Annotated in this window: 13 protein-coding genes; 6 read left to right on the forward strand and 7 right to left on the reverse strand. The window is 70.7% G+C overall.

Annotated features, from left to right (window positions below; translation table 11 throughout):
* Positions 1–3 precede the first annotated feature (3 nt).
* Positions 4–1,362, reverse strand: a complete 1,359-nt coding sequence (locus Q1A98_RS05895) for an LLM class flavin-dependent oxidoreductase (protein ID WP_299570830.1) — start codon at positions 1,360–1,362, stop codon at positions 4–6.
* A 192-nt stretch (positions 1,363–1,554) separates the two neighbouring features.
* Here Q1A98_RS05895 and Q1A98_RS05900 point away from each other — a divergent pair, with 192 nt between their 5' ends.
* Both Q1A98_RS05900 and Q1A98_RS05905 read left to right on the forward strand, forming a co-directional pair.
* Positions 1,555–3,225, forward strand: a complete 1,671-nt coding sequence (locus Q1A98_RS05900) for a GMC oxidoreductase (RefSeq protein WP_299570833.1) — start codon at positions 1,555–1,557, stop codon at positions 3,223–3,225.
* A 37-nt stretch (positions 3,226–3,262) separates the two neighbouring features.
* Entirely contained in the window at positions 3,263–4,084 is an 822-nt protein-coding gene (locus Q1A98_RS05905) for a crotonase/enoyl-CoA hydratase family protein (RefSeq protein WP_299570836.1), read from the forward strand.
* A gap of 28 nt (positions 4,085–4,112) precedes the next feature.
* Here the strand turns inward: Q1A98_RS05905 and Q1A98_RS05910 are convergent, their stop codons facing one another.
* Positions 4,113–4,805: a hypothetical protein gene (locus tag Q1A98_RS05910; protein WP_299570839.1), complete on the reverse strand. Its 693-nt coding sequence runs from the start codon at positions 4,803–4,805 to the stop codon at positions 4,113–4,115.
* Positions 4,806–4,835: 30 nt separating this feature from the next.
* Positions 4,836–6,017 (reverse strand): DoxX family protein, encoded by a 1,182-nt coding sequence (locus Q1A98_RS05915; protein ID WP_299570842.1) that lies wholly within the window; start codon positions 6,015–6,017, stop codon positions 4,836–4,838.
* A 77-nt stretch (positions 6,018–6,094) separates the two neighbouring features.
* Between Q1A98_RS05915 and Q1A98_RS05920 the strand changes: the two genes are divergently transcribed.
* A complete protein-coding gene (locus tag Q1A98_RS05920) occupies positions 6,095–7,231 on the forward strand; it encodes a PQQ-dependent sugar dehydrogenase (RefSeq protein ID WP_299570845.1) in 1,137 nt (378 codons plus the stop codon).
* Between the two features lie 95 nt (positions 7,232–7,326).
* Here Q1A98_RS05920 and Q1A98_RS05925 read toward each other — a convergent pair whose 3' ends face one another.
* From Q1A98_RS05925 to gatB, 3 genes are all read right to left on the reverse strand, one after another.
* Positions 7,327–8,964: a cation acetate symporter gene (locus Q1A98_RS05925; protein WP_299570847.1), complete on the reverse strand. Its 1,638-nt coding sequence runs from the start codon at positions 8,962–8,964 to the stop codon at positions 7,327–7,329.
* On the reverse strand, positions 8,961–9,335 hold the full coding sequence (locus Q1A98_RS05930) for a DUF485 domain-containing protein (protein WP_299570848.1): 375 nt from the start codon (positions 9,333–9,335) through the stop codon (positions 8,961–8,963). The genes Q1A98_RS05925 and Q1A98_RS05930 overlap by 4 nt, the downstream gene beginning before the upstream one ends.
* Before the next feature lie 119 nt (positions 9,336–9,454).
* A complete protein-coding gene (gene gatB / locus Q1A98_RS05935) occupies positions 9,455–10,957 on the reverse strand; it encodes an Asp-tRNA(Asn)/Glu-tRNA(Gln) amidotransferase subunit GatB (RefSeq protein WP_299570849.1) in 1,503 nt (500 codons plus the stop codon).
* Positions 10,958–11,091: 134 nt separating this feature from the next.
* Here gatB and Q1A98_RS05940 point away from each other — a divergent pair, with 134 nt between their 5' ends.
* Together Q1A98_RS05940 and Q1A98_RS05945 are read left to right on the forward strand one after the other, a co-directional pair.
* Positions 11,092–13,317, forward strand: coding sequence for a S53 family peptidase (locus Q1A98_RS05940; RefSeq protein WP_299570851.1), 2,226 nt, complete (start codon positions 11,092–11,094; stop codon positions 13,315–13,317).
* 112 nt (positions 13,318–13,429) lie between these two features.
* A complete protein-coding gene (locus Q1A98_RS05945; protein WP_299570853.1) occupies positions 13,430–13,642 on the forward strand; it encodes a PspC domain-containing protein in 213 nt (70 codons plus the stop codon).
* Between the two features lie 22 nt (positions 13,643–13,664).
* Here the strand turns inward: Q1A98_RS05945 and Q1A98_RS05950 are convergent, their stop codons facing one another.
* Positions 13,665–14,696: a 6-phosphofructokinase gene (locus tag Q1A98_RS05950; RefSeq protein WP_299570857.1), complete on the reverse strand. Its 1,032-nt coding sequence runs from the start codon at positions 14,694–14,696 to the stop codon at positions 13,665–13,667.
* A gap of 134 nt (positions 14,697–14,830) precedes the next feature.
* Here Q1A98_RS05950 and Q1A98_RS05955 point away from each other — a divergent pair, with 134 nt between their 5' ends.
* Positions 14,831–15,676: a hypothetical protein gene (locus Q1A98_RS05955; RefSeq protein WP_299570859.1), complete on the forward strand. Its 846-nt coding sequence runs from the start codon at positions 14,831–14,833 to the stop codon at positions 15,674–15,676.
* The last annotated feature ends 65 nt before the right edge of the window (positions 15,677–15,741 follow it).

The raw sequence follows: 15,741 nt of genomic DNA on the forward strand, positions 1-15,741 counted from the left end.
GAGCTACCCCGCGGCGACGAGACCCCCGGCGCGTTCGGCGTCGGCCACCGGATCGAGATCGAGATGACCGCGCAGCGTGTCCGCGGTGTACTCGGTCCGGAAGAGGCCCCGGCGACGCAGTTCCGGGACCACGTAGTCGACGAAGTCGTCGAATGTGCCCGGTGACTGGGCCGCGGACAGGATGTAGCCGTCGGCCTCTCCCCCGGTGAACCCGGCCTCGATCTGGTCGGCGATGTCGGAGGCCGTCCCCACGAACTGCGGCAACAGAACGCCCTGGGCGTACAGCTTCCCGATGTCGCGCAGGGTCAGGTTGTCCCGCTGCGACAGCCGACGCGCGACGTCGAACAGGCCCTGTGTGCCCTGGACCTCGACCTGCTCGACAGGGGCGTCGAGATCGTGCTCGGAGAAGTCGTGGTCGGTGTGCACCGACAGGGTGATGAGGCCCGAGATGGGGTCGGCCAGTTCGTTGTGGAAGGCCTGCTTCTCGCGGGCGATGGACTCGGTCTCGCCCACGAACGGGATGAACGACGGCAGGATCTTCACGTCGTCGGGGCGCCGGCCGAGGTTCACCGCTCGCGACTTGACGTCGTCGTAGTACGCCCGACGGCCTTCGGGCGTCGGGTCGATCTCGAAGATGGCCTCCGCCCACCGCGCGGCGAAGTCCTTGCCCTTGTCCGACGACCCGGCCTGGATGAGCACCGGACGCCCCTGTGGTGACCGAGGGACGTTCAACGGTCCGCGGACGGTGAAGAACTCGCCGTCATGGTCGATCGTGTGGACCTTCTCCGGGTCGGCGAACAGGCCCGACGCGCGGTCCTGGACGAGCGCGTCGCGCTCCCAGCTCGACCACAGTTCCAGGGTCGTCTCGACGAACTCGGTGGCCCGGACGTAGCGCTGGTCGTGCGGGAGGTGTTCGGCGAACCCGAAGTTGACCGCCTCCGCCTGCGACAACGACGTCACGATGTTCCACGCGACGCGACCGCGAGACATGTGGTCGAGGCTCGCGAAGGTCCGGGCGACCTCGTAGGGGTGGAAGTAGGTGGTGGACTTGGTGATCGCGATGCCCAGATTGCGGGTGACGGCGGAGATCGACGCGGCGACGACCGTCGGGTCCAGGGTCGCGGTCGCCTGTGTCCCCCGACTGATCGACACGTCGAGTCCGGAACCGAACCGCGTCGGGGACGCGAGAAGGTCGGCGAAGAAGACGAAGTCGAAGGTGCCGCGCTCGAGCGTGCGGCCGACGCGGTGGTAGTACTCCGGGGTCAGGAAGCCCGGGTCGGTGCCGGGGTGTCGCCAGGCGGCGTGCGAATGCGTGACGTGCGAGGCGATCTGGAAGCCACCGAGGTGGAGTTGACGAGGCATGTCGGGAGTTCTACGGATCTCCCGGGCGCCCGCCCACGCTTGCGCTCACGACAATCGCAACGGCACCCGGTGTCGTACACTTCTCCGCGCCGCACCAGGGAGGGGTGTGCGGCCCACCGATCGGCCTGGGGAGGGCGATCGGTGCGGGTCCCGCGTGGACCGGCACGTCAGCTCGGGGGGGGAAGTCACGGCATGGATCGCCGCACGTTCATGAAGTTGTCCGCTGCCACCGCGGCGGGGGTCGCGGTGCCGTCGGCGCTCGGCACCGCGACGGCAGGGCTCGCGTCGGCGGCGCCGCCTGCCCGCGGTCGCTACGAGCGCCTGGTGCCGGAGATCTTCCGTCCCGTGCCCGCACCGCCCCAGCACTCCGAGGCCATCGTCATCGGCTCCGGCTTCGGCGGCGCGGTCAGCGCACTGCGCCTCGCCGAGGCGGGCATCCAGACCACGGTCCTCGAGCGTGGGTCACGGTGGCCGCACGACCCCTGGCGTGAGGTGTTCGGATCCGACGGCCGCCAGTACTGGCACGCCCAGCGCTCGGTCGCGGAGCAGTCGCTGGACTCCACCCTGTCGCTACCGGCCTACGGTTTCGCCGCGGCGGCGATGGCCGGTATCGACGACTTCGGCGGTCTGTTCGAGGTCAGCTGGCACCGCAACGCCGCCCTCATGTGCGCCGCGGCGGTCGGGGGCGGCTCGACGGTGTACATTGGGATCACCGTCGAACCCGAGCGCACCCCGTTCGACGAGGTGTTCCGGGGCGTCGTCGACTACGACGAGATGCACCGGCTCTGGTACCCGAAGGCTCTGGCGGGTCTGGGCGCGACGATCACCCCGCCGGATGTGTTGGCCGACAGGCACTTCGACAACGTCCGCGACTTCGAGCGTGTCGCCCGCGCCGCGGGCTACTCCCCGCACCTGGTCCCCGGGAACTGGAACTGGGACGTCGTCCGCGCCGAGATCGCCGGGCGCGCCCGACCGGAGTCCATCGTCTCGTCCGCGACGAACTCCAACGGTTCCCTGCACTCTCTGCAGTTCTCCTATCTGCCCCGCGCCGAGGCGACCGGGAGGGCCACGATCCACCCGCGGCACCAGGTGACCGGCATCCACAAGGACAAGTCGGGCCGGTACGTCGTCGAGGTCGAGTACCTGAGCCCCTACGGCGACGTCCTGACACGTCGCGTCCTCACCACCGACCGCCTCGTCCTCGCGGCGGGATCGCTGGGCACCAACCGACTGCTCGTGACCGCGCGCGAGACCGGCACCCTGCCGGACCTCGGCGAGGAGATCGGCACGGGGTGGGGCAACAACGGCAACGCCAACATCGACGTCGCGATCGGCAACGCGCGCAAGGGTCCGCAGTCGGCGGTCGGGGCCTCCTGCTTCTACGACACCGACGGCCCGTTCGCCCGCGTGGTCGTCAACAACACCTACAGCCTCGGCCCGCTCGACGACGTCGCCGCCGCGGCGAACGTGTCGGCCTTCAAGACCGGCATCACATCGGTCGACCCGACCCGCGGCGCGTTCCGGTTCGACCGGGCGTCGAAGAACGTGGTGCTGCACTGGCCGGCCGGCGGCAACGGCGTGGTCGAGGCGAACTCGCTGCGGATCGGTCACCGCCTCGCCGAACGGTCCGGGTTGCCGATCGCCGCCGTCGCCTACGAGCCCGACCTGTTCTGGGCGCACATGTGCGGCGGCGCCGCGCTCGGCGCGGGCACCGACACGCACGGACGCGTGAAGGGGTACAAGAACCTGTACGTCGCCGACGGGTCGATGCTGCCCGGGTCCTCCGGCGCGTCGAACCCGTCGCTGACGATCACCGCCCTCGCGGAGCGCAACATGGCCGCGATCATCGCCGCCGGCGGCTGAACAGGCCCGTCCCGGACGATGCCCTAGGCTGCGGGACATGACCGACTGGCGCGCTTTCACCGTCGACATCGCCGACCACGTCGCCGAGGTGACACTGATCGGCCCGGCCAAGGGCAACGCCATGGGCCGGGACTTCTGGGCCGAGCTCCCGCAGGTGTTCGCCGAGCTCAACGCGGACGACGACATCCGCGCCGTCGTGCTCGCGGCGTCGGGCAAACACTTCTCGTTCGGCCTCGACCTCGCCGAGATGGGCGGCGAGTTCGCACCGCTTCTCGCCGACCAGGCACTGGCGGGACCGCGCAGCCGGTTCCACAAGCTCGTCGAGTCGATGCAGGCGTCCGTCACGGCCGTCGCCGAGAGTCGCGTACCCGTCGTCGCCGCCATCCAGGGCTGGTGCATCGGCGGCGGCGTCGACCTGATCGCCGCCGCGGACATCCGCTACGCGAGCGCCGACGCACAGTTCAGCGTGCGGGAGGCCAAGGTGGGCATCGTCGCCGACATCGGCTCCCTGCAGCGCCTGCCCGCCATCATCGGCGAGGGCAACCTGCGCGAACTGGCGTACACCGGCAAGGACATCGACGCGCACCGGGCGCTGCGGATCGGCCTGGTCAACGACGTCCTCGACGACGTCGAGGCCACGCTGGGCGCCGCCCGGGCCACCGCTGCCGAGATCGCCGCGAACCCGCCACGGGTCGTGGAGGGCGTCAAGAACGTGCTCGACCACCCGCGCCGCGGACCCGTCGCCGACGGTCTGCGCTACGTCGCCGCATGGAACTCCGCGTTCTTGCCCTCCCACGACCTGACCGAGGGCATCACCGCCGTGTTCGAGAAGCGCCCGCCGGTCTACCGGGGAGAGTGACCGCCCCGCGTTCCCGGGGGCCGGCCGATCAGCGCTCGAGTTCGCCGGCCACACGCCGCTCGAGTTGGGCGTAGACCACGGCAGGCAGGGTGACCAACCCCTCGAGCTCGTCGAGCGCCCGCTTGTAGGCCGACTGCCGCTCCTGCGGCGTCGCGCCGGTGTCCATCGCCAGTCGCAGCAGACTCTGCGCCCGCGTCAGGCGTGACTGCTCCTCGGCGCTGAAGTCGCCGCGACGACGCCGCTTCGCCTCCGACTCGGCCGCGTCGAACGCGATCGCGTAGTCGTGCACCGCGGTCCGGTAGGCGGCCTGGACCCCGGGGTCGCCGACGATGTCCGCCGGGGCGGACGGTCGCAACGAGTCCGCCTCACGCCGCGCGCGATGGAACGCCACGGTGAGGGGCTCGCGCATGTTCGTCATCATCGGGAACTCGAGCAGAGACACGACGTCGGTCTCGTAGGCGAACCACCGCCCGTCGACGGTGTCGTGTTCTGTCATCAACCGGGCGATGGTGCGGTTCTGCGCCTCGGCGTCGACCCGGGTCTTGCCCGCCGCCTCCGCGGCCGCGATCTTCGCCTGCTGCTTGAGCCGGTACCGCTCCTGGCGTCGCTGCGCGCGACGCTCGTTGGCCGCCCCGATCGCGCGGAACCCACCGAAGATCGTCCCGCTGAACGGGAACACCAGCCACCAGTAGTCGCGGGCGATGTCGAGTACCGCGTTCACGCGCCGGGCCTGCTCTGCACCTCCGCCAGGCTAACCAGACGTGGGGTTGCCCGGCGAGTGGAACGGGTTGGTGCCGTTGAGCAGGATCCAGATCGCCACGGGTGCCGCGATGCCGATCACCAGCCAGGCGACCGACCCCACGAACGGTCTCGTCGCCCATCCCCGACCGAAGTCGAGAGAGATGCGGCCGGGTCCGGTGAGGATGATGACCGCCGCGGCGATGCCCAGGAACACCTCGTACTCGATCCCCGGACCGGCCTGACCCGAGGCGAAGAACCAGACGCCGCCGGCGAGCGTCGCCTTGTAGGTGGCGGCGATGATCATCACGCCGAGAACCGCCGCGCCCGCGATCGGGGTGAGCAGCCCGAGCACCAGCATCAGTCCGCCCAGCGACTCCGACAGCGCACCGACGATGGCCAGGGGCTTCGTCGCGTCACCGCGGAACCCGATGTTGGGGTTCGGGTTGTTGGCCAGGAACGCCTCGAAGCCGCTCAGCCGCGGTCCGTTCCACCAGCCGAACAGCTTCTGGGCGCCGTGGGCCATCGCGATGAGCCCCACCGCGACGCGCAGCGCTAGGAGTCCGAGGTCGGTGGTCCCGCGCCGGGCAGCGGCCTGTGCCGCCGCCAACTCGTCCTCGTCGACGCGTGCGACGCGGTCACGGTCGCGGTCTCTGTCCCGTCTGCGGCGCAGTCCTCGTCGCGTCGCCGGGGCCTCCTCGAACTTCTCGGTGCGCTCGTCGGCCCACCGGTCGTCGTCGTGTCCGGCCAGGTCGTCGTGGGTGAGCTCCGGCAGGTCGTCGTCGGCGCCGAGGTCGCGCTCGGAGTAGGCCATCGTGCGGCTGTCGTCGTCGAAGGCCGCGCGGCGGTTGTGCTCGCGGTGGAACGCGTCGCGGTCGATGGCGGTCGTCGGGGGTGCCGACTCGGTGGCCGGGCTGTCGGTCTCCGAGTCGGGACGGTCGGCGGCGGGGGTCGCGACCGTGGGCGCGGCGTCGGCATCGGATCCGGGTCGACGGTAGGGCTGATAGCCCACGACGCCGGAGTCGTCGGTGCCCGAGTCGCCGGTCACCGCGTCGTCTCGGGTCGTGTCGGGGGTGGTGTCGCCGCGCGTCGTGCGGTCGCGGTCGGCGAGATCGCGCGGCACACGGAAGGTCTCGGTCGGCTCGTCGTACGGGCTGGCCCCCTGGGCGCGGGGATCCCGTTCTCGTTCGCTCACGGGCTCACCCTAGGCGTCGGATGGGCGCCGGACGCGGACGCGGAGGGAGTGTCCGTCGATCACCTACCCTGGGGCGCATGCCGGCCCGTCCCCGACGCGTACGCGTCACAGTCGCCGCGGTGGGTGCCGTAGTGCTGATGCTGAGCGCGGGCTGCGCCGACTTCGGCGCTCAGGACCGCGAACGGGCCGCGGGACCCTTCAGTTCCGAGACCCTGACGCCCGTCGCCCCGTCGCCGACGGAGCCGTCGCAGCCGCCGACGAGCGACGGACCGCCGCCGAGCGGCCCCTGCGTCGACCCGGACCCCGCCGTCATCGCGACCTGTCTCGACGCGACGAGCTCGGTGATGGTCGGTGACGCCCAGGGCGAGTCCACGATGGTGGCCGAACGCACCACCGGGAAGATCATCCTGACCGCGCGCGACGCGCCGAAGAAGACGATCGCCTCGTTCGACGTGGACGCATCCGGCGACGGCGGCCTGCTCGATTTCGCCATGTCGCCGACCTACGACCAGGACCGGCTCGTCTACGCGTTGGTGTCGACGCCGAGCGACAACCGCGTCGTGCGGATCGCACCCGGTGACGTCGCGAAACCCATCCTCACCGGGATCCCCCGCGGCGCGACGGGCAACGTCGGGTCGATCCGGTTCCGCACCCCGGGCGAGCTGCTCGTCGCGACCGGCAGCACCGGCGACCCGGCCGCGGCGAACGACCCGTCCTCGCTGGCCGGGAAGTTGCTGTCGGTGACGGATCTGGCGTCGGGGTCGACGGCGCGTCCGCGCGTGCTCGCGTCGGGCCTGGGGACGAACGCCACCATCTGCGCCAACGCGTCGAGCGGCCGGCTCTACCTCACCGACCGAGCTCCCACCGCGGATCGTCTGCAGATCATCGACCCGTCCGGCGGTCTGCGGCCGCTGTGGACGTGGCCCGACCGTCCGGGGATCTCGGGATGTGCCGCCGCCGGCGGCAGCGTCCTGGTGTCCGAGGCCGGGCGCCAGCGCGTGGAACTCCTCGGCGAACCCACCCGTGAGAACCCGACGGTCACTCCCCCGGTGACGGTGCTCGAGCGGCGCTACGGGGTGCTCGGACGGATGGACGCGGCGCCGTCGGGACTGTTCCAGGTGGGCACGCTCAACAAGCAGTCGGGTCGGCCGGTCGCCACCGACGACCGCGTCGTCCGCTTCCTCCCGCCGAACGGGTCGCAGAGCCGGGTCTGACCCGGGCGCCGCCCCGCCGAGCGGGCCGAAACCCACCGCCGAGCGTGCAGTCGATCTCGCCGAGCGTGCAGTCGATCTCGCCGAGTGGCATCGGGTCAGTGGACGACCGCCTTCTCCGCGCCGACGCCGGTGAGCGAGCGGACCTCCATCTCGGCCTGCTTCGCACGATCCTCGGTGTCCGAGGAGGTCCACGTCCCGATCGCCCCGAGCAGGAACGCCAGCGGGATCGACACGATGCCGGGGTTCGACAGCGGGAACCAGGCGATGTCGACGCTGGCGATCATCGCCGTCGACGACCCGGTGACCGCCGGGGAGAACACGATGAGCACGACGGTCGAGATGAGCCCGCCGTACATGCTCCACAGCGCACCGCGAGTGGTGAACCGGCGCCAGAACAGCGAGTAGAGGATCGTCGGGAGGTTGGCCGCCGCGGCGACCGCGAACGCGAGCGCGACGAGGAACGCGATGTTCTGACCGTTGGCCAGGATGCCGAGGCCGATCGCGACGAGGCCGATGACCACCGCGGCCACGCGGGAGACGCGGACCTGTTCCTTCTCGTCCACGTCGCCCTTCTTGATCACCGACGCGTAGATGTCGTGGGCGAACGACGCCGACGCGGTGATGGTGAGTCCGGCGACCACGGCGAGGATCGTCGCGAACGCCACCGCCGAGATGATCCCGAGCAGGATCACCCCGCCGAGCTCGAACGCCAGCAGCGGCGCGGCCGCGTTCTGGCCACCGGCCGCGGCCAGGATCCGGTCCGGCCCGACGATCGCCGCGGCTCCGTACCCGAGCACCAGGGTGAACAGGTAGAACGCGCCGATCAGCACGATCGCCCAGACGACGCTGCGTCGTGCGTCGCGGGCGGTGGGCACGGTGTAGAACCGCATCAGCACGTGCGGCAGACCGGCGGTCCCGAGGACGAGCGCGAGCCCGAGCGACACGAAGTTGAGCTGGCTCTCCCAGGAGCCGCCGTACTGGGCGCCGGGCGCCAGGATGTCGCGCGCGGCGACCTTCTCCGACGTCGACCCGGCCACCATCGCCTGCGCCTCACCGAGCATCCCGGAGAAGTCGAAGCCGAACTTCACGAGCACCATCACCGTCATCACAGCGGCACCGGCGATCAGCAACGCCGCCTTGATGATCTGCACCCAGGTGGTGCCCTTCATCCCGCCGACGAGGACGTAGACGATCATCAGGACGCCGACGACCGCGATGACGACCGACTGGCCGGCACGGTCGGAGATGTCGAGGAGCAACGCGACGAGTCCGCCGGCACCGGCCATCTGCGCCAGCAGGTAGAACAGCGACACCGCGAGCGTCGTCACGGCGGCCGCGGTGCGCACGGGCCGCTCCCGCAGCCGGAAGCTCAGCACGTCGGCCATCGTGAACTTGCCTGTGTTGCGGAGCATCTCGGCCACCAGGAGCAACGCGACGAGCCAGGCGACGAGGAAGCCGATCGAGTACAGGAACCCGTCGTACCCGTACACCGCGATCGCGCCGGCGATGCCGAGGAAGCTCGCCGCCGACAGGTAGTCACCCGCGATCGCGACGCCGTTCTGGGGACCGGAGAACGCGCGCCCGCCGGTGAAGAAATCCGCGGCGGTGGCGTTGTTCCGACTCGCGCGGATGACGACGACGAGGGTGACCACGACGAACAGTCCGAAGATGGCGATGTTCGCCGCCGGGTTGCCGACGGTCTCGCCGGCGGCGGTGGTCAGCGTCGCGCTCATCGGGTGCCCTCCATCTGCTCACGGATCTCGGTGGCGCGCGGGTCGATCTCGCGATTGGCGTAGCGGACGTAGAGGCCCGTGATCAGGAACGTGGTGACGAACTGCGCCAACCCCAGCAGCAGTCCGACGTTGACGGTGCCGGCGACCGTCGTCGCCATGAGGTCGTGCGCGTAGGCGCCGAGCAGCACGTACGCGAGGTACCAGGTCAGGAACGCCACGGCCATCGGGAAGACGAACCTGCGCAGTCGGCGCTTGAGCTCGACGAACTCCGGGCTCGCCTGGACGGCGACGAACTCCTCGGCCGTGGGGACGTGGGGGGCGTGCGGATCCGCTGCGCCGGTCGCGCGCGGGGACTCCGTGTCGCTGGTCATCGTTCTCCTCCGATTCGACCGTGTGGGTCGGATCGGACGCTAGCGAACACAGAGCCCGCAAAAGGGACGAACGGGACATTCCGTGTCCCGCTCGTGTCCTACCGGGCGGTAGCCTCGCCTCAGCTGCAGGCGGCGATGACGAGCTCCTTGACGCGGGCCGGATCCGCCTGTCCGCGTGTGGCTTTCATGACATCACCGACGATCTTGCCGGCCGCGGCCACCTTGCCACCACGGATCTTGTCGGCGATGTCGGGGTTGGCCGCGAGAGCGTCGTCCACGGCCTTCTGCAGCGCGGAGTCGTCCCGGACGACCTCCAGACCGCGGTCGGCGACGATCTGGGCGGGCTCACCCTCCCCGTCGAGCACGGCGACGGCGACCTGCTGGGCCAGCTTGGTCGTGAGTGTGCCGTCGTCGACCATGGCGACGATCTCGGCCACCTGCGTCGGCGTGATGGCGAGACCGTCGAGTTCGACGCCGCGTGTGTTGGCCTGCTGCGCGAGGAAGCTGACCCACCAGCTGCGTGCCGCCTCGGGCGTCGCGCCGGCGTCGACGGTGGCGATGACGAGGTCGATCGCGCCGACGTTCACAAGGTCGCGCATCACCTCGTCGGAGACACCCCAGTCGGACTGGATCCGCGCGCGCCGCACCCACGGCAGCTCCGGCAGTGTCCCCCGCAGGCTCTCGATCCAGTCCGCGTCGGGGCGGACCGGCGCGAGATCCGGCTCCGGGAAGTAGCGGTAGTCCTCGGCGGTCTCCTTGCGACGGCCGGCCGACGTGGTGCCGTCCGACTCGTGGAAATGCCGTGTCTCCTGGACGATCTCGCCGCCGGCCTCGAGGATCGCGGCCTGCCGTCGCATCTCGTACCGCACCGCGACCTCGACGCTCTTCAGCGAGTTCACGTTCTTCGTCTCGGTGCGCGTGCCGAACTCGGTCGCGTCCTTGCGCATCAGCGACACGTTGGCGTCACACCGCAGCGACCCCTGGTCCATGCGGACATCGGAGACCCCGGTGGCGCGCAACAGATCCCGCAGTGCGCCCACGTAGGCGCGGGCGACCTCCGGGGCACGCTCGCCGGCGCCCTCGATGGGACGCGTCACGATCTCCACCAGGGGCACGCCGGCGCGGTTGTAGTCGAGCAGCGAATGACTCGCGCCGTGGATACGGCCGCTGCCGCCGATGTGCAGCGACTTGCCGGTGTCCTCCTCCATGTGCGCCCGCTCGATCTCGACGCGCCAGGTGGTCCCGTCGCCGAGGACGACGTCGAGATGGCCGTCGTACGCGATCGGCTCGTCGTACTGCGAGATCTGGTAGTTCTTCGGCTGATCGGGGTAGAAGTAGTTCTTGCGCGCGAACTGACTCGACGGCCGGATGGAGCAGTTGAGCGCCAACCCGATCCGGATGGCCGACTCGATGGCGGCGGCGTTGGCGACGGGCAGCGATCCGGGCAGGCCGATGCACACCGGACAGACCTGGGTGTTGGGCTCGGCACCGAACGCGGTGGGGCACCCGCAGAACATCTTGGTGCGCGTTCCGAGCTCGACATGGACCTCGAGGCCCATCACGGGGTCGAATCCGGCGACGACGTCGTCGTAGTCCATCAGTTCGGCGGTGGGCGCGGTCATCCCGCCAGTTTAGGCGCCGCCCGATCGGCTGCCGATTCGGACCTTTCGGTCATTACCCAGAGAAACAACCTATGGCGTGATGGACTCCTACCGGAGCCGGCCGCAGGTCCGGACGGGTCGATCGGGGGAATGCGATGCGTGCAGCCGTCATGCGTGTGACCAGCGGGAGGACGATCGCGGCGATCGTCGGGACTGCGATCCTGGCCGCCGGTGTGACGACCACCGCCACATACGACGACTCGCGGGCGATGCTCCCGACGAGCGTCCCGAGCTGGGTGCACCCGGCGGCGCTGGTGGGGGCGGCGCCCGTCGACGAGACCGTCCACGCGCGGGTCTACCTGCCCTGGCGCGATCCCGCCGGCCTCGTCGCGGTCGACCGTGCGGTCAGCACGCCGGGCAGTGCCGACCACGGACGGTTCCTCAGCCCGGCGCAGTTCCGGGAACGGTTCGCGCCGACGGCGTCCGACGTCACGCGAGTGCGGGACTGGCTGCAGCACAGCGGTCTCCACGTGGTCGAGACCCCGGGCGACGGCCAGTACGTCGCCGTCGAGGGCACCGTGGCGCAGGCTCAGCGGACGTTCGGGACCACCCTCGGTCGCTATCGCGCCTTCGGCACGACCCTGCGCGCACCCGAGACCGCCCCGTCCGTACCCGCTGCCCTCGCGCACACGGTCAGTGCCGTCGTCGGCCTCGACGAGGGCACCCGGGCTCGGCCGTTGGCGTCACCGCCGAACGAGGCCCCCTCGGGTGTCACACCGTCGAAGGTCGCCGACCCGGGGGTCGGGTTCCGGCAGGGCACACCGTGTTCCACCTCGTGGGGCGAGAAGACCGTCACACTCCCCCAGGCCGTCGCGGGCAGCACCGTCACGCCGCTCGCCCCGTGCGGGTACACCCCCGCCCAGGTGCGCGGGCTCTACGGCCTGGGCAGCGGCGACACCGGCGCGGGACAGACCGTCGCCTTCGTCGGCGCCAACGCCTCCCCGACCATCGTCGCCGACGTCACCCAGTACTCGCGGCTTCACAACCTGCCCGACCCGCAGATCAGCCAGATGGTCCCGCCGGGGATCTACCAGCGGCCGACGACGCCCAAGAACGACCCGGGGTCGTTCTTCGGTGAACAGACGCTCGACGCCGAGGCCATCCACACCACGGCACCCGGTGCGAAGCTGCTCTACGTCGCATCGTCGAACGCCGGGCAGGACTTCGACCGCAGCGTGAAGTTCGTCGTCGACAAGCACCTCGCGCCGATCCTGTCGATCTCGTACGGGTTCTCCGGCGAGAGCGTGCCGCAGGGATTCGTCAACAGCCTCAACGCGATCTTCGCCCAGGCCGTCGCGACAGGTGTCGGCGTCTTCGTGTCCAGCGGCGACGACGGCGACAACGCGAGCACACTCGGGAAGACGGCCGTCGACTTCTACGCCAACACGTCGAACGTCACGGCTGTCGGTGGGACGTCCGCGGCGATCGTGCGCGGTTCCGGCGGTTCGGTGTTCACACCGGGTGGCGCGCCCGCCTCCGTGCCGCCGCAGTCGTCGGTGACCGGTGGCGGGATCTACGGCATCGACGATCCGAACAACGCGGTGAACAAGCCCGGGTGGACGCGGGCCTTCGAGGTCGGCTGGCAGACCGGCGTGACCGCCGCGACGGGGACGCTGACCCCGGCGCCGACGGGCTCGGCACCGCCCACCGCGACGCAGTACACGTTCACCGGCACCCTCGACGGCGGTGCTCCCACCTTCGGCGGTGGCGGTGGCGGCGGCGTCAGCGCCGTCTTCCCCCAGCCGAGCTACCAGCAGGGCATCACCGACTCGGCGCGCGACGGCTCCTCGGGGGCGGCGGGCACCACCGGCCGCGCCGTGCCCGACATCGCCGCACTCGCCGACCCGAACACCGGATTCCTGGTCGGACAGACGCAGCGCTTCCCCGACGGCACCTACTACGACGAGTACCGGATCGGTGGCACGTCGCTGGCCGCCCCGCTCATCGCAGGGATGGCCGCCGTGGCGAACCAGCGCGCCGGTCGAGATCTCGGGTTCCTGAACCCACGGATCTACGCCGCGTACCGCCAGGCCGGCGGGACGCTGTACGACGTCGACGCGGCCGACCTGTCGAGCCCGGCGACGTTCGGGGCCACGCCCGCGGTGTTCCGCGTCAACTTCACCGACGGCGTGTCGGCCGCGGGCGGCCGGACGTACAGCGTCCGGACCCTCGAGGCGACGAACCAGAGCCTGCGGTCGGTGCGCGGCTACGACACCGCCACCGGGGTCGGCACGCCGCGTGACCCGTCGTTCCTGTCCGCGCTCGGGACCGTGGCGCCGCTGCCCTTCACCCCGGACTCGAAGTCGCCGAAGGTGCGCTGACAGCGCCGTGTATCCGGGCCGATCCCCGGGTGAACCCTGATGCCGGGCCCGTCGTCCGTGTCTACCGTCGGCGGGACGCGGCCGAGAAGCGGCCACCGAGCTCAGGAGCGTCATGAACCAGCCCGTCCACGGATCACCGGTACCCCAGCGCCGACTGCGCAGGTCGTCGACCGACAAGTGGTTCGGCGGCGTGTGTGGCGGACTCGCGCAGCGGTTCGGGCTCAGCAGCGGCGTCGTGCGCCTGCTGTTCGTGCTCTCGATCGTGCTGCCCGGACCGCAGGTGTTGATCTACCTGCTCCTGTGGATCGTGATCCCGCGCGGATAGGTCTCGCGCAATCGGGTCCTGGTCAGCCGAAGATCACCCGGATCTCCTGGTACTGATCGGCCGGCACGGTCTTGTGGTTGGCGAGCGCCTCGTCGAAGGCGACACGGACGATGTCGGTCCCGCGCAGGGCGACCATCTTCCCCCAGTCGCGGTCGGCCACCATGTCGGTGACCGCCATCCCGAGCCTCGTCGCCAACACGCGGTCGAAGCCCGTGGGTGACCCGCCGCGCTGGATGTGACCGAGAACGGTTGCGCGCGTCTCGATCCCGGTGCGGTCCTCGATGATCGGCGCGAGGACCTCCGCGATCCCACCGAGACGGGGACGGTTGAACCCGTCGAGACCCTTGGTCGAGTGCGCGGAGTCCATGTCCGGCAGTCGGAATCCCTCGGCGACGACGACCATCGGCGACCGGCCGCGGTTCTGCACGCTGCTCACCCAGGCGCACACCTGCTCCACGCTCTCGGGCTGCTCCGGGATCAGGATCGCATGGGCGCCACCGGCGATGCCCGAGTAGAGCGCGATCCAGCCCGCGTGGCGGCCCATCACCTCGAGCACCATGCAGCGCTTGTGGGAGTTGCCGGTGGTACGCAGACGGTCGATGGCCTCGGTGGCGATCTCGACGGCGGTGTCGAAACCGAACGTGTAGTCCGTGGCGTCGAGATCGTTGTCGATCGTCTTGGGCACGCCGACGATGTTCACGCCCTCGCTGTGCAGCCGCTTCGACGCCGACGCGGTGCCCTCGCCCCCGATCGCGATGACACCGTCGAGCGACAGGTCGGCGATGGTGCGACGAACCGCCTCGATGCCGCCGTTCGGCTCGGAGTAGGGGCCTACCCGGCTCGTCCCGAGGATCGTCCCGCCCTCGTGGGACAGGCCGCGGACCGAACTGCGGTCCAGCGGCATGACGTCGTTCTCGATCAGTCCGCGCCACCCGTCGCGGAAGCCGACGAACTGCTGGCCGTGGACGGCCTCCCCCTTGAGCACGGCGCCGCGGATGACCGCGTTGAGGCCGGGGCAGTCGCCGCCCGAGGTCAGGATCCCGAACCTGCTCACGTCGTGTCCGTCCTTCCGCCGCCGGTGTGGTCCACACAAACCTAGGGAACGCGCGGTGACGCTGCTCGCCTCGGCGACCTGCGATGCCAGTGGACGCGTAACCTCGACCGGTGCGGACAGGGAGAGTGCAACGCGTGCGGCTACGGCTGTGGCGTGCCCTCACCGTCGTGCTCATGATCGCTGCGGGCCTCGTGATCGCGTCCGTCGCGACCACCGCCTCGGCGCAGAGTGCCCTGCCCGCGACCGACTCGTCGGTGGTCGACGCCAGAGGTGCGACGGTCTCCGGTGGACCGACGGTCGCCCAGGACGCCGGCCGCGCGACACCGACCGGACGCGAGATCGCGGCGCTCGTCGGCCCTGATCCTCTCTCCGCCATCGGCCTGGTCCCGGCGGGCTTCGCCGACGCGATGGGGTACGTCCCCGTCGTCGACGACGCGGTACCGGCCAATCCGATGGGTGGCTGTTCGTCCCCCATCGCACTGCCGGCATCGTTCGACGCACCGTGCAAGACACACGACCTCGGCTATGACCTCCTGCGGTACAGCGCTCTCACCGGCGTCGTTCAGGGTCCGTGGGCTCGCGAGGCCCTCGACGCGCAGCTGGTCCGCCGGGTCGAGGCCGAGTGCGCCGTCGGCGACGAGACCTGCCGGACCGCGGCCGAGCTCGTCCGTGCCGGTGTCCGCACGAACTCGCACCGCCAGGACGACGGCGTGCCCGTCGTCGAGACACCGTGGCAGATCGCGACCTCGATCGTCCGGTTGTTGTGGATGCCGGTGGTCCGCGCCGCCGATGTCCTGGGCTCTCCCGCCGGTCGCGCCGCGACGGCCGCCGTCCTCATGGCAGCACTGGTGGCGGTGTGGCGGGGCTCCCCCGGCCCGACGGGTGGACTGCCGACCCTCCCGCCTGTCCCCACGCTCCCCCGGATGCGCACCCGGAACGGCATCGGCGATCGACACCGCACGACTTCGACACGGGCTTGACTGATCACCTGTCTGGACTAGTGTCTAGGCGGATGACCACCGGGGTCGTCGCGGAGGAGGTCCAT

It is taken from the genome of uncultured Williamsia sp., from assembly GCF_947494875.1.
GTDB lineage: Bacteria > Actinomycetota > Actinomycetes > Mycobacteriales > Mycobacteriaceae > Williamsia_A.